This window comes from Dokdonia sp. Hel_I_63 (assembly GCF_007827285.1).
Lineage (GTDB): Bacteria > Bacteroidota > Bacteroidia > Flavobacteriales > Flavobacteriaceae > Dokdonia.
Map to the genome: position 1 here is coordinate 1671297 of NZ_VISD01000001.1, position 18444 is coordinate 1689740.

Consider the following 18444-nt stretch of genomic DNA (forward strand, 5'->3'; position numbering starts at 1 on the left):
AACCAATAGTAACATCTAGCTAGCTTCTGCTTGCATAAATTGTACTTCATACAGATTGCGGTAATGTCCATCTTCCTTAGCGAGAAGTTCTTTATGAGTACCCTGCTCGATGATTTTACCTTTTTCCATCACAATAATCTGATCTGCTTTTTTAATAGTAGCAAGACGGTGAGCAATCACAATAGAGGTTCTTCCTTTAGTAATTTTATTAATCGCTTTTTGGATTAACTGCTCGCTGTGTGAGTCTACAGATGAAGTAGCTTCATCAAGAACAAGAATTGAAGGATTGCTCACATATGCTCTTAAAAAAGCAATAAGCTGTCGCTGACCGCTAGATAACATAGAGCCTCGCTCTTTTACGTTATAGTGATATCCATCAGGAAGGCTAGAAATAAATTTATGAACGCCTATGGTCTTTGCACTTTCTATCACCGTTTCCTCAGAAATGTCTGGATTGTTAAGCGTGATATTATTCAAAATAGTGTCGGCAAAAAGGAATACATCTTGTAGCACGACAGCAATCTCATTTCTTAGATTGTTTAGTTTTATGTCTTTAATATCTGTTCCGTCTAGTAATATCTTACCGCTATCTATCTCATAAAATCTACTAAGTAAGTTGATAATAGTAGATTTTCCAGCTCCCGTAGATCCTACAATAGCAATGGTTTGTCCTGGTGCTGCGGTGAGTGATATTCCTTTGAGTACCTCTTCATTCTCTACATAAGAAAATCTAACATCTTCAAAGTCTATTTTACCTTGTACGTTATTAAGTTCTAAGGTTCCTATGTCTTGTATAGAAGACTGTGTGTCTAAAATGCCAAAAACACGATTTGCAGCAACCATTCCCATTTGCAAGGTGTTGAATTTATCTGCTATCTGTCTAAGTGGTGTAAAAAGCATCTGGATATAGCTTATAAATGCTGTTATTAATCCTATGGTGATGACATCACTTTGCGCAGCTTTAAGACCACCATACCATACAATAAGACCTATGGTGACAGAAGTACATATCTCTGCAATAGGGAAGAAGATAGAGTTGTACCATACCGTCTTATTCCACGCATCCATATGTTTTTTATTAATGGCTTGGAATTTTTTATGCTCTATAGCTTCACGGTTAAAAATCTGTACGATTTTCATCCCAGTCACACGTTCTTGTACAAAAGTGTTGAGGTTTGCTACTTGCGTGCGTACTTCCTCAAAGGCAACTTTCATCGCTTTTTGAAATACACGTGTTGCATATAAAATCACCGGGAAAACAGCAAGAACAATGAGCGTAAGTCTCCAGCTCTCATAAAACATAAATGCAAGAACGACACTCATCTTCAATAAATCTGCAATAATCATAAAGAGACCTTGAGAGAAAATACTTGAGATGGTCTCAATATCACCTACGGCTCTAGTAACTAATCTCCCCACTGCCGACTTGTCAAAATATTGCATCTTGAACGTAAGCATGTGATCAAAGAGTTTTACTCTTATATCCTTAATTACTTGTTGGCCTATCCAGTTAGAAAAATAAATAAATAGTAATTGAAAGAGAACTTCGCCAAAGAGTACAGCGGCCATGAGCCTCATATAAAAGAATAAGTCATCACTAGATCGTTGTGATATCCCTAAATCTATGGCGTTTTTAAGGAAATATGGGCGTAGTGCAGCACAAAGTGAGAGTACTACGGCAGCTATAGCAGCTATATATAATCTACTGCGATACGGTGTCGTAAAAGCGAGTAGACGTTTAAATAATTGCGTATCAAAAGCTTTTCCTTTAGTCTCTGCCATGATCTTTATAAATTGTTTCTGGGTATAAAATCTCTGTTAAGTATAAACCGCGTCCAGGAACTGATTTTCCTGCCTGTGATCTACTTTTACCAGTTATTACCTCGTGCATCCATTTAATGTCTCTCTTTCCTTCGCCTATTTCTAGTAAAGTACCTACAATAGCTCGTACCATATTACGTAAAAATCTATTTGCCGTAATGTGAAAATGATACTCATCTTCGGTCTCTATCCAGGTTGCACGTGTAATATCACAAAGATAGGTGTTCACGTCAGTATTTGATTTAGAAAAACACTCAAAATCACTATAGTCAAGCAGGATCGCTGCCGCCTTATTCATAGCTTCAATATGCACTTTATTCCGTACTGTTGGGGCGTGATCTGATGTAAATGGGTTTTTTTCTTTCCCTATGCGATACACATAAGACCTACTAGTGGCGTCAAAACGTGTATGTGCTTTGTCTGCCACTTGAAAAATGCGTTTAAAGGCTATATCTTTTGGTAAAAGACGATTGAATTTATGGGTAAGTTTTTCTATACTTTCTTGAGTAGTAAACTGCTCGCCATCCCAATCAAAATGTGCATACATCTGTGTGGCATGCACACCAGCGTCAGTGCGCCCAGCACCCATGATTTGGACTGGTTTTCTCAAAATCATAGATAGTGCCTTCTCTATCGTTTCTTGCACGGTAACGGCATTAGGTTGACGTTGCCAGCCGTGGTAGTGTTTTCCAAAGTAAGAAAGCTCGATAAAATAACGCACTGTGTTGTATTTTTGTGGCAAATATACGCTTTCGCGAAAGCGCACTCAAATGAAAAAGATACTCCTATTAAGCGATACACATAGTTATATAGATGATCATATCTTGGGTCACGTAGACTGGGCAGATGAGGTCTGGCATGCAGGTGACATAGGTGACTTAAAAGTAACAGATGCTATAGCAAAACGGAAACCGCTACGAGCTGTTTTTGGAAATATAGATGATACAGAAGCACGACAAGAATTCCCTCTCAATAATAGATTTGTATGTGAAGGAGTAGATGTTTTGATTACTCACATAGGTGGATACCCTGGGAGATATTCTCCAGCTATTAGAGATGAGATTTATAGTAACCCGCCTAAGTTGTTTATTTGCGGCCATAGCCACATCTTAAAGGTTATGCCAGATAAAAAAAGAGGCCTCTTACATATGAATCCTGGAGCGATAGGTAAGCACGGTTTTCATAAAGTGCGCACCATGCTCAGATTTACGGTTCATTCAGGCAAGATTGAGAATCTTGAGGTGATTGAGGTAGCGCGGTAGTTGTCGTTATTAGCTATTGATAATCAGATTGTAAGACTCATAAGTCAAGCTTTGCATTACTTGAAGCTGACAATGTGGAGGTTTGTAACATTTTCGCGCAAGCATATTTGCCTTCCCACTAGTAAATAGTATCTTTGCAGCTCATTAAAAATAAGGATAATGAAAGACGGAATTTACGCAAAGATACATACGCCTAAAGGCGAAATTATTTTAAAATTAGAGCACGAGAAGACGCCAGGAACGGTAGGAAACTTTGTAGCGCTAGCAGAAGGAAACCTTGAGAACTCTCAAAAGCCTCAAGGAACTCCATATTATGATGGTTTGAAATTTCACCGTGTAATTCCTGATTTCATGATTCAAGGTGGTTGCCCACTAGGAACAGGAACTGGTGATGGAGGATATAAATTTGATGATGAGATTCACCCAGACTTAAAGCACGATGCTCCAGGAATACTTTCTATGGCAAATGCAGGTCCTGGAACAAACGGAACTCAGTTTTTTATTACACACATCGCTACAGACTGGTTAGACGGTAAGCATACTGTTTTTGGGAACGTTGTAGAAGGACAAGAAGTTGTAAATGCAGTGGCTCAAGGTGATGAGATGACAAAAATCGAAATCATTAGAGTAGGAGCAGAGGCAGAAGCTTGGAACGCAGTTGAAGCTTTTAGAACTTTTGAAGGTTCAAGAACAAAACGTGTTGAAGAAGAAAAAGCTGCACAAGCTGCAGAAATTGAAGCGCTAGCAACTGGTTTTGAAACGACAGCTAGTGGTTTGCGTTACCAGATTATCCAAAAAGGTACTGGTGCAAAAGCAGAAAAAGGTAAAACAGTTTCTGTACACTACAAAGGAGCACTTCCTGATGGAACTGTGTTTGATAGTTCATTTAAAAGAAACCAACCTATTGACTTTCAATTAGGAGTAGGACAAGTAATTCCAGGATGGGATGAAGGTATTTCTTTATTAAATGTAGGAGATAAAGCACGCTTAGTAATCCCTTCAGATTTAGGATACGGAAGCGCTGGTGCAGGTGGAGTAATCCCTCCAAATGCAACTTTAGTTTTTGACGTAGAGCTTGTTGCTGTAAAGTAATTAGTTTTTGATACATATTTTAAAAGGTCTGACTTGCGTCAGACCTTTTTTTATGGACTTGAGTCAGTAATGTTTTGTATCGCAAAGCTTTCCTATTTTTGATGATATGGAAACACTACAATATCCTATAGGAAAATTTCAAGCACCTGCGCAAATTAGTCAAGAGCATCTCACGGCGTGGATTGATATTTTAGAACAATTACCAGCTAGACTACGAGCACTTACAAAGGATTTAAGTGACCAGCAGCTAGATACTCCATACAGACCAGAAGGATGGACGGTAAGACAAGTGGTGCATCACCTAGCAGATAGTCATCATAATAGTTACATACGTTTTAAATGGGCACTTACAGAAGATAATCCTATGATTAAGGCGTATGATGAGAAGGCATGGACATTGCTGCCAGATGTAGAAGCATCACCTATAGAATGGTCATTGCGACATCTTGAGGTAGTCCATCATAAACTGGTGCAATTACTAAAAGTAATGACAGAAGCGCAGTATCAAAGAACCTTCACGCACCCAGACGGAAATAAAGTACTAACCTTAGAAGAAAACCTAGGACACTACGCATGGCATAGTAACCATCACTATGCGCATATAGAAAGCCTAATTAAAAGGGGCAATTGGTAGCGATATTTAGAACACATAAAAAAGTCCCACATAGAGAACTATGTGGGACTTTTCTTTGACAGCAATACTAGTTACAAGTAATTACCATTTTATGATGGAGCTGGCCCAAGTGAATCCACTACCAAAGGCAGCGAGTACAACAGTGTCACCTTCTTTAATTTTTCCATTTTCCCAGGCTTCGGTAAGAGCAATTGGGATAGAAGCTGCGGTTGTATTACCGTATTTCTGAATGTTGTTATATACTTTGTCATCGCTCAGCTTAAACTTTTTCTGCACAAATTGTGAGATACGCAAGTTGGCTTGATGAGGGATAAGCATGTCAATATCTGACACCTCTAAGTTATTCTTTTGTAAACCTTCCATAATCACTTCAGAGAAGCGTACTACGGCGTTTTTAAATACAAATTGCCCGTTCATGTGTGGGTAATAAGGAATGTTCTCTTGCGGATTAGTTGCTATAAGTTCTGGAACCCATTGCTCTGTGCTTGGTCCTTTTAGAGAAAGCTCCAGTGCGTGCTCACCTTCACTATGTAAGTGAGAAGAAAGAATACCTTTACTGTTTTCCTCTTCGCGAGAAAGCACTGCCGCACCTGCACCGTCACCAAATATGACAGACACACTACGGCCTCGAGTAGTAAAATCTAATCCTCCACTATGATTTTCTGAACCTATAACAAGTACATTTTTATACATGCCTGATTTTATAAACTGATCTGCCGTTGCAAGGGCATATATAAACCCAGAACACTGGTTACGCACATCTAGTGCAGGTACGGTTTCCATACCCATCAAGTGTTGAACTTGCACACCACAACCAGGGAAGTAATAGTCTGGACTAAGCGTTGCAAAAACAATCATGTCAATGTCCTTGTTTGTCAAGCCTGCGCGTTCTATTGCGATTTCGGCAGCTTTTACTCCCATTTTGGCAGTAGAGTTGCCGTCACCCTTTTTTATATGTCTTCTTTCTTTTATACCTGTACGTTCTTGGATCCATTCATCATTAGTATCCATCAGTTTTGATAGATCATCATTTGTTACGACGTTTTCAGGAACGTATTTACCAAGACCGGTAATTTTAGAATTATACATAGTGTGTGATGTGTGTTTGAAAGAGTGTTTTGTGAGCAGATACGCTTTCGCGAAAGCGTACTAATCAATTTCTCGGGTGTAAAGATACTTTTTTACAAGGCGGAGATAAAGCGTAAATGTGTCAATTGCTATGCGTGCATAGTTTAATGACAGGAAGGCATAAAAAAGAGCGCCCGACTAAAAGCGCTCTTTTAAAAAACAACCTAACCAATAAAGTACCGTAAAAGATTACGGTACACTTATTACCGTTTATGCTACAGAATCTGTAGCGATATAATTTTTAAAATTATTGACCTTAATTTGTGCCTTTAAGTCATGCATCAAATTATAAAGTCCAAAAAATGTTCTGTTTATATACAGGAAGTGCTTACTTCCTCTATTTCCATTCATTTTGCGTATTTCTGTATCCTTACTGTACTTCTCACTTAGCACTGCTATTTGATCAAAGAAGGTACTGTCTCTAAAATCAAAATCTTCTTGTTGCATAGGTTGTGTAAACAAACTCAACATCTCGTGGAAGAGTGCCGAAAAGAATGTTACAGTATCTGCATCATCATCTTTTCTCAGTATTTCTAGCTGATATAGTTTCTCTTCAAAAACAGCAGGATTATTAATATTTGCAGGCTCTGCTAGTTCGAAATAAGGAATGTAAAAGTCTTCTGGAACGTGTTTTATACATCCAAAATCTATTGCGATAAGATTATTATCTTTATCTACCATGAAATTTCCAGGATGTGGATCCGCATGTATACGTTTTAGCACGTGCATTTGATACATGTAGAAATCCCATAATGCCTGTCCTAATTTATTGGCAGCTTCTTGATTAGTATTGTATGCTACAAATTCACTCAGGTGCTCACCATCCATCCAGTCCATAGTAAGGATGCGCTCGCTTGATAACTCTTCGTAATACTTAGGAAAGGTAAGATTAGGTATTGCTGCACAGTCTTCAGTCATGGCAATACTTTGAGCAAGCTCAAGATTGTAATCTGTTTCCTCAAGAAGCTTGTCTTCTATCTCTTTAAAGAACTTTTCTTTTCCTTCACCTTGAAGGTTAAACATTTTCTTTGCAATAGGCTTTACTAATGCCAGATCACTACTGATACTGTCTGCGACTCCTGGATATTGGATTTTCACAGCAAGTTTTTTCCCATTTAATGTCGCTTGGTGAACTTGGCCTATACTGGCCGCGTTCACACTTTGAGCCGCAAACGTATCAAATAGATCTTCTGGGTATTTACCTAAATATTTTTTAAATGTCTTACGCACTAAGGGTGCAGAAAGCGGGGGGACTGAAAATTGTGATAGGGAGAATTTTTCTACATATGCTTTAGGCATAATATTTTTCTCCATGCTAAGCATTTGTGCCACCTTAAGTGCACTACCTTTTAAACTCTTTAATCCGTCATATATATCCTCAGCATTATCTTCATTAAGTTGATCCTTTGTTAAGGAAGGATTAACCACTTTCTTACCATAATATTTGGCATAATTTGCGCCCACTTTCACACCAGTGGTAACGAGCTTAGATGCTCGCTGGAGTTTGTTAGTAGGTATGTGGTCTATTGTTTTCATATATATAATCCCATGAGGGATGTGTGTTAAAATTTATTGTTTGAGAACCTAATCTTTATGATTTTGAACCAAAGTTTTCTTTAAATAGAAACTTTCCAAAGTCAATAATGCTTTCTAGTGGAGTAGTTTCAAAAATGTCAAATATTGCATTGACAGATTTTTCAATAGCTACATCTGTCTTCTCAAATCCTGGTGAATTATCGCTCATCCAATATTTCAATAAGAATAAAAATTGTACCCATGCTCCTTCACTAAATAAGCGAACAGGATTTTTTGTAATCTTGTAGTTTTTGTCGTCATTACCAGCTTCTATAAGATTTGATGCATATGAGGTTAGATGTCCTCTCAACTCCTTAAGCTGACTTATGTTCTTAAGCATGTTTTTGTGCTTGTCTAGAGAAAATAACACATAACTTCTATTTGCTGTGAGCAATTCAAACATTGTAAAGAAGTATGAAAGCATCTTTTCTTTATTTGGATAGCTTTCATAATCAGCGTCCATATTAAGAACAGCTAAGGTGTTAGTATGAAAGGCATTCCAAATACCCGTTTTGAGGTTTTCAAAAGATCCAAAAAATTGATAGAATTCTGATTCTTCAACTTTTAGGTCCTTACAAAATTTATATATAGTTTTTGGCTCCTCTCCATGTTCTAATACATAATCCATGTATGCAGAAATTATCATGGTCGAAGTCACTGCTTTCTTTTTGGCTGTTGTTTTTTTAGTCGGTGTCTTTGTAGTTGCCATAGTACTTGTTGTTTGATGTAAAGATACATTATGTTTATCGTTATTGCGATTTGATTAAACAAAAGTTAAGTTAAAATTATTTCAAATTATATGAAACTCAATGGCTACAATAGAAATGCACATTTTTTGCTTTAGAAATATAGTAGAGTATTAAGAGTATGCTTTCGCGAAAGCGTAACAACATTATACATGCATCTGTCTTAAAATAACTAGCTGCATATGTCTAGCTGTGACACCTTGTCATACTTTCTCTAGTGGCATACTCCTTGTCTATTTGTGTTTGTTGAAAATTAATAACACTTAAATACATATATAATGAGTAAAATAATAGGAATTGACTTGGGTACTACCAACTCGTGCGTTGCTGTAATGGAAGGTAACGAACCAACGGTAATCCCTAATGCAGAAGGTAAGAGAACTACACCATCTGTAATCGCTTTTGTAGAAGGCGGTGAGATTAAGGTAGGAGACCCTGCAAAAAGACAGGCTGTAACAAACCCAACTAAAACGGTTGCTTCTATCAAACGTTTTATGGGAAATAAATTTAGCGGAAGTGCTAAAGAAGCAGATCGTAGTGCTTATAACGTCGTAAAAGGAGATAATGACACGCCTCGTGTTGATATTGACGGACGTTTATACACGCCACAAGAGCTTAGTGCAATGATTCTTCAAAAAATGAAGAAAACTGCCGAAGATTACTTAGGTCAAGATGTAACTCGTGCGGTAATTACTGTACCTGCTTATTTTAATGATAGTCAGCGTCAAGCTACTAAAGAAGCTGGAGAAATCGCAGGCCTTAAAGTAGAGCGTATCATTAACGAGCCTACTGCAGCGGCACTAGCTTACGGACTTGATAAGAAAGATACAGATCAAAAAATCGTTGTATTTGACTTTGGAGGAGGAACGCATGATGTTTCTATCCTTGAGTTAGGTGATGGAGTTTTTGAAGTTTTATCAACAGATGGTGATACACACTTAGGTGGAGATGACGTAGATCAAAAAATTATCGATTGGCTTGCAGATGAGTTTAAGGCTGAGGAAGACATGGACCTTCGTAAGGATCCTATGGCATTACAGAGACTTAAAGAAGCAGCTGAGAAAGCAAAAATTGAGCTTTCATCATCTACATCTACAGAGGTAAACTTACCTTATGTTACTGCAACAGCATCGGGACCTAAGCACTTAGTACGTACATTAAGTCGTGCAAAGTTTGAGGCACTTATAGATGACTTAGTAAAAAGAACAATTGAGCCATGTCAAACAGCACTTAAATCTGCTGGATTAAGTACTGGCGATATAGATGAAATCATATTGGTAGGAGGATCTACTCGTATTCCTGCAGTACAGGCAGCGGTAGAAAAATTCTTTGGCAAAGCACCATCAAAAGGAGTAAATCCTGATGAGGTTGTAGCTGTAGGAGCTGCTATCCAAGGAGGTGTACTTACTGGAGACGTAAAAGATGTGTTACTTCTTGATGTAACTCCACTTTCATTAGGTATTGAAACAATGGGTAATGTATTTACAAAGCTTATTGAGTCTAATACTACAATCCCTACTAAAAAGTCACAAGTATTCTCTACAGCGGCAGATAACCAACCAAGTGTTGATATCCACGTATTACAAGGTGAAAGACCAATGGCTGCAGATAACAATACAATAGGACGCTTCCAACTTACAGATATTCCACCAGCACAGCGTGGAGTACCTCAAATTGAAGTTGTTTTTGATATTGATGCAAATGGAATCATTAAAGTTTCTGCAATAGATAAGGCTACTGGAAAATCTCAAGATATTCGTATCGAGGCATCTTCTGGACTTTCTGAAGAAGAAATTGCAAAGATGAAAGCAGAGGCAGAAGCAAATGCAGAGTCTGATGCAAAAGCAAAAGAAACTGCAGACAAAATCAACGAAGCAGATGGTATGATTTTCCAAACGGAAAAGCAACTAACTGAATTTGGTGATAAATTATCTGATGATAAGAAGAAGCCTATCGAGGATGCACTTGCAGAATTGAAAGCAGCTTATGAAACGAAGTCTGTAGATGCTATTACTCCAGCGCTTGATAAAATCAACGAAGCTTGGAAAGTAGCCTCTGAAGAAATGTACAAAGCACAAGCAGAAGGAGCTGGACAACCAGGACCTGATGCACAAGCTGGAGGAGATGCAGGAGCAGATACCGCTAGTGATGTGGAAGACGTAGACTTCGAAGAAGTTAAGTAGCCTGTGCTGAGCGAAGTCGAAGTATAGATTTTGAGGAAGTGAAGTAATCATTTTCGCGAAACTGGAATTATTTGAGACGTATGATTTAATATCCCATACAACTTCAAATCAATAATAGAAAAGTCTCACAACGTATGTTGTGAGACTTTTTTTATGTCTTTTTATTTCCTGATTCCACAAAAAATATAGCATGGAAAATAGCTGATTCATATGTCGTTACAATTAGGGCTTGAATGGTGTTTTAGGTGTTCAGTAAATTCGTAAACTTCATGTTTTCAGTAAATTACTGTCAGTTTTTTCTATATTTAATTATGAATTTGAAAGCATTTTTATATTGTAACATACTGATAGTCAGCATTAGTGTAACGTTATAACGTTGTCAATGTGTATTTCATCGATATTAATTAACATAATATTAGGTTTGTATAAGCGGTCTGATTTATCTTCGTTGCACCTTAATCCAACTTAACTATGGGGAAATTATACCTTTTTCTTACTTTATTGTTATGCTCTACGGTAGCGGCTTTTAGTCAGTGTGCCGAGGTAGAGACATTTACTGTGTGCGACATGACGGTTGTAGACGGTAACGGTGATTCAATTCCAGATGGAATCATAAATCTCTATGAAGAATTTTCTGCAATTACCGGAACAACAATCACTCCTGCAGATGGGATGTGGTTTGATCCTAACTTTAATTTTGCACTTGATGTTGTGACTGGAGATCTGTATTTATGGGATCTTGGTAGCTCATCTGAAAATATTGCAGATTACCAATTTGAGTTTCTTAATGGAGCTACAGGATGTCCAGATGATGTACAGTTTTTATTCAATGTAGTTCTAGGACCTTACTCAGGAACCGCAGCAAGTACTACCGCAGGTGGAGTGAATCTTCAAGTGTGTCAAGGAGCTCCGCCTTTTGAGTGTGACAGTACTACAAATATTGATTTATTTCAAACTTTATTATCTAACCCTAGTCCGCATGGAAATGGAGAGTGGGTTTATGTAGGTTCAAGTCCTAATTACGTTGGAATCTCAGGAAATAGATTTCTTAACGTTAATATACCGTATCAAGCTGGTCCACCACTTGTAGACGAAGAGACTTTTGAGTTAGAATATCGTGTGCCTGGAATTACTCCTTGTTCAGCAGAAGAAATTACTTCTGTTTTGGTATCTGTTACTAAAGAGCCATTTGCAGGATTTGCAAATTCATTTGTGATATGTGAGACAGAGTTGTTAGCAGGTAACTTTGATATGGATATTAATTTACGTGATGATGAATATCTAGTAAATGAAAATATTGAAGGTATTTGGTTAACGGATTCTACAGGCCAAATATCTGGACCTGGTGATTCTATAATCAATCTTAGAGAAATTTATGACGACCTTGTAGCTACTACTCCAGAATTTGGATGTATAACTTATGACTTTACATATTTTGTAGAAAGTAGATCATCAATTTGTTCTGACCAACAAAGTACAATCAGATTTACATTTTATGAATATATACGACCTTTTGAACAAAATGATATTCCAGAATTATGTGTAGGAGATGAAACTCTGACGACGTTAAATTTATACGATTATATAGACTTTGCGCAAGAAGGAGCTACATTATTTGATTACCCAAACAATAGTTGTACAAATTGGAGGTTGGTCTCTGGGCCTTCTAACCTAGGACTTGTATCTAATTTAGATGAAATATGTTCGCTTGTAGGAGATGTTGATTATACGAGTGCCGGTACAATTGATGTATCAACACTTACAGACAATACTTCTGCAGGAACCTATGTGTTTGAATTCATTGTAAATGAAAGTTACCATTGTGGTCCAGGTATCACGCAAACATATATAGGTCCAGATGGCTGCGAAGTAGTCGTGTCTGGAGATCAGCCGTGTGAATCACAATCTACACTAGTTACCTTAATAGTTAACCCAACAAACTACGCAGGAGAAGACACTGCAGATCTTGAGATTTGTGAAACAGAGAGTCCTCTAGTACTCACGGACTTATTAGAAGTGAATACTGATGAAGGTCCTATTTATGTAGGTCCAAACGGAGTATGGACTAATACTGCAAATGGAGACGTAGTTGATAATAACTTTGAAATACCTACTATTACAGACTCTCAATTATTCAACTTTGAATATAATACGGTAACAGAAAACGGATGTGAAGACAGTGCTACACTAAGCTTTACTGTATATGAGCAATACGATCCAGGAGAAAGTGGACCGCTTGCAGTTTGTAGTGATGCAGCTGAGGTTGATCTTTTTACTCTCTTAGGGGGAACTCCAGATACTAACGGTACTTGGTCTGGCCCTGATGGTTTTACAACTACAGATAATGTTGCTTTGTTTACACCAGGAACAAGTGTAGAAGGAGAGTATATCTATACCGTTCCGGCAAACGGAACCTGTGAAGAAGCGTCTGCAACGGTAGATGTGACTTTAGGAGATGCAATATATGCAGGTGAAGATACTACGGGTGTTGAGTTATGTAATACAACGACAACTGTAGATTTAATTTCACTTCTAGAAGATAACGGCACAGATACTATAGATACTAATGGTGATTGGACTGATAGCTCTGGAGCAGTTATAGTAAATCCATTTACAATACCATCAATTACAGATTCTCAAACTTTTGAGTTTATTTATACTACTGGAGGTGGTGGTTGTGAAGATACAGCGACTTTATCTTTTACAGTTTTTGAGCAAGGTGATGCTGGTATAGATGCAGCTTATGAAACTTGTGAAGATGGAGCCACTATAAATCTCTTTACATTATTAGGAGGTACACCAGATCCAAATGGAACTTGGTCTGGTCCTAATGGATATACCACTACGGATAATGAAGCTAACTTTGACCCATCTGTAAATGCAGAAGGCGCTTATGTTTACACTATAGCTGCAAATGGTGCTTGTGAAGCGGTAACTGCTATGGTGACGGTTTCATTTTTTGCAACTAATTATGCTGGCGAAGATACTACGGGAGTGGAGCTTTGTGACGATAGTTTTACAAATCCTATTGATCTAATTTCATTACTAGAAACTAACGGTACAGATACGATTTACGTTGGAGCACAAGGTGTTTGGACAGACACAGCTACTGGTGCGGTAATATCTAATCCGTTTACAGTTCCTGCTGTAGATGGGCAGCAAGTATTTGAATTTACGTATACAACAACTACAGATGATGGTTGTGGAGATGTAGCTACATTATCTTTTATTGTTTTTGAAAGTAGTAATGCTGGAATTGGAGGTACTTTTCAGGCTTGTGAGGATGGCGCTATTGTAGATTTATTTACAATTTTAGGAGGAAGCCCTGATAGTAATGGTAGCTGGTCTGGTCCAGAAGGATATGCTACAGCAGATAATAATGGTTCTATTGACCCAATGACTGCAGTGAGCGGTGACTACGTGTATAGTATTGCAGCAAACGGAGCATGTGATGCGGTGAGTGCAACGATATCAGTAAGTATTGTACCTGTCTCAAACGCAGGAGACGATATAGATACGTTTGTTTGTGCAGGAGATTACACAACTTCTTTATTTGGATTATTATCTAATGATGCTCAGCTTACAGGAGAGTTTATAAATATCGATACATCAGAAACTGTAGTAGATGGATTAATTGATGTGGGAGCCTTAGGTGAAGGTACTTTCTCATATCTATACATAGTTTTTACAGATGCTTGTGGTCAAGATGATGCAACTATTACATTTACTATTACACCGGTTATGGCGCCTACAGTAGTATTAAATGAGCCATTTATCTGTATTAATGATGGAGTTACCTTAGGGAATCTTGTTGTTAGTGTAGAAGACTTTGTTTGGTACGCTTCCGCGGAAGGTGGAGATCCATTACCATTATCTACTTTATTAGTAGATGAGACAACTTATTATGTGAGTGCGGTAGATGACAACGGATGTGAATCACCTAGAGTACCATATCTAGCAGATGTTTTACCACTAAGCGATGGAAGATGTCAGATTCAAATCTCTGATGGAGTGTCAGACAATGATGATGGTCAGAATGACTTCTTAGAATTAGGAACTTTACCAAATATCTTCCCGAATTTTGATATTCAAATTTTCAATAGATACGGAACTATCGTTTACAGAGGAAATAGAAATACGCCACTTTTTGATGGAAGTTCTAATACAGGATCTGGATTAGGTGATCAACTACCTACAGGTGTATATTTTTACATCTTCTATCCTAATGATTCAAACTCAGAACCGATAGACGGATCTTTTTACTTAAGTAGATAAAAAAACAACCTCAAGATGAAATTTAAAATATTCATACTAGCGACATTTTGTAGTTTATCTACGTTTGCTCAACAAGAACCACAGTACACGCAGTATATGTACAATCAAGGTGTGGTAAATCCAGCCTATATGATTAATGAACCAGGACTTATAAGAGTAGGTAGTTTGTACCGCTCTCAATGGGTAGGTCTAGATGGTGCGCCAAAAACTGCAAATATTTTTGCAAATATTCCTCTTAACGAGCGAGTAGAAATAGGCGTAAACTATGTAAATGATCAAATAGGAGACGTACTCACTACAAATAATTTTAATGTAAATTTTGCTTACAGAATTAATGTAGCAGAAAATACAAACCTATCTTTTGGATTAAAATTAGGCGTAGATAATCAGAGTCTTGATTTTACAGATCAAAATGTAGGAGGAGATTTAGCTTTTCAAAATGGGGAAACTACCTCACTAGATGTTGGTGTAGGAGCTTTTCTTTTTAAAGATAATTACTACATTGGGTTAAGTTCGCCAAGCGTGATACCGTACAAAATTGAAAATAATTTAGGCAATGGTGATTCCTCTATTCTATATAAGAAGGATCCTACTGCATATTTAATGGCAGGTTACGTGTATGATGTGAGTGATGTGCTTAAAATAAAGCCTTCTGCTGTTGCAAAATGGATAAGCGGGGCACCATTAACCTACGACCTTTCGCTAAATGCTTTGTATGACGAGAAATTTGAACTCGGTGTTTCATACAGACATCAAGATGCTATCGCAGCACTAGCAGGATTTAATATTACAAATGATTTAAAAATAGGATACAGTTATGACTTTAATGTGAGCGATCTTAATCGTTTTAACAATGGAAGTCACGAGGTAGTACTATTATACACATTTGATTTGCTAGGCGTACAAAAACGTTACATCTCACCAAGATTTTACTAAGATGAAAAATATATACACATTACTTATTATACTCTGTGTAAGTGCAGGTGCATTTGGGCAAGTACAAAAGGGAGATCGTTTTTTTAATAAGGGAGACTACGCTAGTGCTGCAAAGTATTATGAAGTGGCTTTAAGAAAAAATAACTCTAAAGAAATACTAGGGAAACTTATTGACGCTTACTATTTAGATCAAGATTATAGAAGCGCTTCTATATATCTTAATCAGCTAGTAGGACAGCGATTTAATGACGAGGATAGAACATATGATAATGAGTTTAATTTCAAAATGTTTCACGTACTTAATACTACTTTAGATTCTGATCAGGGTATTGACTACCTTGATATTTATTATAAAAACAAAGGTGAAGACTTTGATAAAGTCGCTGCTATTAAATTATTGGAAGATTTAATGAAGAAAAATCCAAAATTTGACGCTACCAAGAGTAATATAAGCTCAGAAGCAGACGACTTTGGACCCGTAAGAGTAGGAGATAGTGTTTTCTTTACATCAGATAGATTAAATGACGATGTACTTAGAACCTTATTTGCAAGGCGTTTTAAGACTACACAAAGACCATTCTTAGATATTTACGGAGTACGAGTAAATGACAAAAATGAACTCGCAGGTGAAGCTGTAAGACTTAAGCAAGGAGTAAACTCACCACTTCATGATGGTAATCTGTGTTTTAACACAGCAGGCGATGAGATGTACTTATCTCGTAGTGCTTATAAAAATGGAGATAGCGGGAAGATGTTTGATGAAGAACAAACTAATAGGGTTCATCTTTATAAAAGTGTTCGTATTGATGGAATATGGAGAGATGCAGAACGTCTGTCATTTGTAAATGAAAATTATTCTTACATGCATCCTACACTTACTAGAGATGGAAAGCGTTTGTACTTTGCCTCAGATATGGAAGGAGGTCTTGGCGGGTTTGATATCTACTATGTAACCGTACAGCTAGATGGGACGTATAGTACTCCGGTAAATTTAGGGCCTACAATTAATACTATTCATAGAGAGCAATTTCCATTTGTTTCGAACACAGGAGATTTATATTTTTCTACAGATGGACGTTTAGGTTTAGGTTTACTTGATATTTTTGTAGCACCACTCACAGTAAAAGGGTTCACAGAGCCTATTAACCTAGGAGCACCTATTAATTCTAAATATGATGATTTTAGTCTAAGTTACTATTCTGATAATAACGGATTGTATGCCACTAATCGTAATGGAACAGATGACGATATCTATAGCTTTGTACAAACTGGAGAAATCATAACTCGCGAGTTTAAAACGCAGTTTGAAATACGTGACGCAGATACTGATGAACTTATCTCAGATGCGGCAATAAAGATCCTAGGATATCAAGGGAAAGAAGTTTATGCAGACCGTAAAGAGGATGCTGCACCTTTCCAAGTACCACTTACTGTAGACGATTATACGTTTATAGCTTCTGGAGATAATCATGAAGAAGGACGTATGGATATTCAAATACGAGGTATACAGACAGCACCTTATGTAATCAAAGTAAAGAGGATATTTACAGACAGTGAGCTTGCTCTTATGAAAGAGAAAAATCTTTCTAAAGACCTTAAAGAGAAAGATCCAAGTCGTTTTGAGTTGCTTACAGATGTAAATGCACCACAGGTTGTGGAGAAGGAAGGTAAGCTATTTATGGATGTAGCTCCTATTTATTTTGATTTTGATTTACATGTGGTGCGTGAAGATTCGCAAGCTGTACTTGATAGACTGGCTGCTAAGCTTACCAAATACAAGCGCATTAAAATAAAAATAAGCTCTCACACAGATAGTCGTGGTCCAGCCGCATATAATATGCCGCTATCAGAAAAAAGAGCAAAAAGTACCTTTGACTACCTAGTTAGTAAAGGAATCGATGCTTCAAGAATACAATATCAAGGATATGGCGATACAAAGCCTGTGATTAACTGTCCTGTAGGTAAGTGTACAGAAGATGATCATCAGCTTAACAGACGTAGTGAATTTGAAATCACTGGTTATTAATAAGCATTTCATTAAATAACAAAATCGGCAATTCAATGAGTTGCCGATTTTTTTGTTTTACGCTTTCGCGAAAGCGTAACCTACACCATTAATTTACTCTTCCAGTGCAGTTAATATCTTCGGGAAGAATGCTGTGTGAACCTCATGAATACCAGAAAATACAACAACTTCAAGACGATTTCCAAAAAGAGCAGAACCGTTGAGATGTTGTTCTGTAACACGAGCTTCTGTGATATATTCGTCTTTATCTCCATAAATATATGTGACTGGAGTGGTGTTAGAAAGATGCTCAAAATCCGTCGGATTTAACTCAGCTGGTATTGCGCCAGAATGTAACAGAAGATAGGAGCAATCTATTTTTCTAGAAGCAATCCATCTGGTGACGATAGATACACCTTGAGAATACCCCATCATGATCACGTTTACGGCACTTTTGTCGATAGTTGCTAGTTCCATATCCCATAGCTCATCAAGGTAGTTAAAAACATTGTTCTTCTCTGTTTCTGTGTTTTCTTTAGTAAGCCAGCTAGCACCTACATATTTAAAACGTTTGTCTTGGTAATATTTACTAGGTGCTTGTGGGGCTATGATGTAATTCTCTTCTGGTGGAAGCTCCTTGAAGTAATTGATAAAATATCTTGACAAGTAACCCATGCCGTGAAAAACGAACCAAACATTCTTAGTTTTTTCTGATAGCTCGTTAAGGGTGGAGTATGTATTAGTATGTGTGTAGGGTATATTTTTTTCTATCATAAATAGTGTAAAA

At 37.4% G+C, this 18444-nt stretch carries 13 protein-coding genes; 7 read left to right on the plus strand and 6 right to left on the minus strand.

Features of this window, described 5'->3' with window-relative positions; translation table 11 throughout:
• Window positions 1-15: 15 nt before the first annotated feature.
• Window positions 16-1782 carry an ABC transporter ATP-binding protein gene (locus JM84_RS07425; protein WP_013749669.1) on the minus strand — a complete coding sequence of 589 codons (1767 nt, stop codon included), beginning with the start codon at window positions 1780-1782 and terminating at the stop codon, window positions 16-18.
• Window positions 1769-2542: a tRNA pseudouridine(38-40) synthase TruA gene (gene truA, locus JM84_RS07430; protein WP_144783448.1), complete on the minus strand. Its 774-nt coding sequence runs from the start codon at window positions 2540-2542 to the stop codon at window positions 1769-1771. The genes JM84_RS07425 and truA overlap by 14 nt, the downstream gene beginning before the upstream one ends.
• A 49-nt stretch (window positions 2543-2591) precedes the next feature.
• Between truA and JM84_RS07435 the strand changes: the two genes are divergently transcribed.
• The 3 genes from JM84_RS07435 to JM84_RS07445 all read left to right on the plus strand — a co-directional run bounded on the left by JM84_RS07435 (window position 2592) and on the right by JM84_RS07445 (window position 4809).
• Window positions 2592-3083 carry a metallophosphoesterase family protein gene (locus JM84_RS07435; protein WP_144783450.1) on the plus strand — a complete coding sequence of 164 codons (492 nt, stop codon included), beginning with the start codon at window positions 2592-2594 and terminating at the stop codon, window positions 3081-3083.
• 159 nt (window positions 3084-3242) lie between these two features.
• On the plus strand, window positions 3243-4175 hold the full coding sequence (locus JM84_RS07440) for a peptidylprolyl isomerase (RefSeq protein ID WP_144783452.1): 933 nt from the start codon (window positions 3243-3245) through the stop codon (window positions 4173-4175).
• 106 nt (window positions 4176-4281) lie between these two features.
• Window positions 4282-4809 carry a YfiT family bacillithiol transferase gene (locus JM84_RS07445; protein WP_013749665.1) on the plus strand — a complete coding sequence of 176 codons (528 nt, stop codon included), beginning with the start codon at window positions 4282-4284 and terminating at the stop codon, window positions 4807-4809.
• Between the two features lie 81 nt (window positions 4810-4890).
• Here the strand turns inward: JM84_RS07445 and JM84_RS07450 are convergent, their stop codons facing one another.
• From JM84_RS07450 to JM84_RS07460, 3 genes are all read right to left on the minus strand, one after another.
• On the minus strand, window positions 4891-5898 hold the full coding sequence (locus JM84_RS07450; RefSeq protein WP_144783454.1) for a 3-oxoacyl-ACP synthase III family protein: 1008 nt from the start codon (window positions 5896-5898) through the stop codon (window positions 4891-4893).
• A 249-nt stretch (window positions 5899-6147) separates the two neighbouring features.
• Window positions 6148-7473: an ABC1 kinase family protein gene (locus JM84_RS07455; protein WP_144783455.1), complete on the minus strand. Its 1326-nt coding sequence runs from the start codon at window positions 7471-7473 to the stop codon at window positions 6148-6150.
• Between the two features lie 55 nt (window positions 7474-7528).
• Window positions 7529-8221: a TetR family transcriptional regulator C-terminal domain-containing protein gene (locus JM84_RS07460; RefSeq protein WP_144783457.1), complete on the minus strand. Its 693-nt coding sequence runs from the start codon at window positions 8219-8221 to the stop codon at window positions 7529-7531.
• A gap of 315 nt (window positions 8222-8536) precedes the next feature.
• Between JM84_RS07460 and dnaK the strand changes: the two genes are divergently transcribed.
• The 4 genes from dnaK (at window position 8537) to JM84_RS07480 (ending at window position 17678) form a co-directional block, all read left to right on the plus strand.
• Entirely contained in the window at window positions 8537-10441 is a 1905-nt protein-coding gene (gene dnaK, locus JM84_RS07465; protein WP_013749661.1) for a molecular chaperone DnaK, read from the plus strand.
• Between the two features lie 471 nt (window positions 10442-10912).
• Window positions 10913-14716: a gliding motility-associated C-terminal domain-containing protein gene (locus JM84_RS07470; protein WP_144783459.1), complete on the plus strand. Its 3804-nt coding sequence runs from the start codon at window positions 10913-10915 to the stop codon at window positions 14714-14716.
• Between the two features lie 15 nt (window positions 14717-14731).
• Window positions 14732-15652: a type IX secretion system membrane protein PorP/SprF gene (locus tag JM84_RS07475; RefSeq protein WP_144783461.1), complete on the plus strand. Its 921-nt coding sequence runs from the start codon at window positions 14732-14734 to the stop codon at window positions 15650-15652.
• A 1-nt stretch (window position 15653) separates the two neighbouring features.
• A complete protein-coding gene (locus tag JM84_RS07480; protein ID WP_013749658.1) occupies window positions 15654-17678 on the plus strand; it encodes an OmpA family protein in 2025 nt (674 codons plus the stop codon).
• A gap of 93 nt (window positions 17679-17771) precedes the next feature.
• Here JM84_RS07480 and JM84_RS07485 read toward each other — a convergent pair whose 3' ends face one another.
• Window positions 17772-18431, minus strand: coding sequence for an alpha/beta hydrolase (locus JM84_RS07485; protein ID WP_013749657.1), 660 nt, complete (start codon window positions 18429-18431; stop codon window positions 17772-17774).
• Window positions 18432-18444: the final 13 nt, after the last annotated feature.

What these genes read in the sequence shown, in the direction of transcription:
- JM84_RS07425 (WP_013749669.1), bottom strand. Translation starts at nt 1,782, where the DNA reads ATGGCAGAGACTAAAGGAAAAGCTTTTGATACGCAATTATTTAAACGT.
- JM84_RS07435 (WP_144783450.1), top strand. Translation starts at nt 2,592, where the DNA reads ATGAAAAAGATACTCCTATTAAGCGATACACATAGTTATATAGATGAT.
- JM84_RS07440 (WP_144783452.1), top strand. Translation starts at nt 3,243, where the DNA reads ATGAAAGACGGAATTTACGCAAAGATACATACGCCTAAAGGCGAAATT.
- JM84_RS07445 (WP_013749665.1), top strand. Translation starts at nt 4,282, where the DNA reads ATGGAAACACTACAATATCCTATAGGAAAATTTCAAGCACCTGCGCAA.
- JM84_RS07450 (WP_144783454.1), bottom strand. Translation starts at nt 5,898, where the DNA reads ATGTATAATTCTAAAATTACCGGTCTTGGTAAATACGTTCCTGAAAAC.
- JM84_RS07455 (WP_144783455.1), bottom strand. Translation starts at nt 7,473, where the DNA reads ATGAAAACAATAGACCACATACCTACTAACAAACTCCAGCGAGCATCT.
- JM84_RS07460 (WP_144783457.1), bottom strand. Translation starts at nt 8,221, where the DNA reads ATGGCAACTACAAAGACACCGACTAAAAAAACAACAGCCAAAAAGAAA.
- dnaK (WP_013749661.1), top strand. Translation starts at nt 8,537, where the DNA reads ATGAGTAAAATAATAGGAATTGACTTGGGTACTACCAACTCGTGCGTT.
- JM84_RS07470 (WP_144783459.1), top strand. Translation starts at nt 10,913, where the DNA reads ATGGGGAAATTATACCTTTTTCTTACTTTATTGTTATGCTCTACGGTA.
- JM84_RS07475 (WP_144783461.1), top strand. Translation starts at nt 14,732, where the DNA reads ATGAAATTTAAAATATTCATACTAGCGACATTTTGTAGTTTATCTACG.
- JM84_RS07480 (WP_013749658.1), top strand. Translation starts at nt 15,654, where the DNA reads ATGAAAAATATATACACATTACTTATTATACTCTGTGTAAGTGCAGGT.
- JM84_RS07485 (WP_013749657.1), bottom strand. Translation starts at nt 18,431, where the DNA reads ATGATAGAAAAAAATATACCCTACACACATACTAATACATACTCCACC.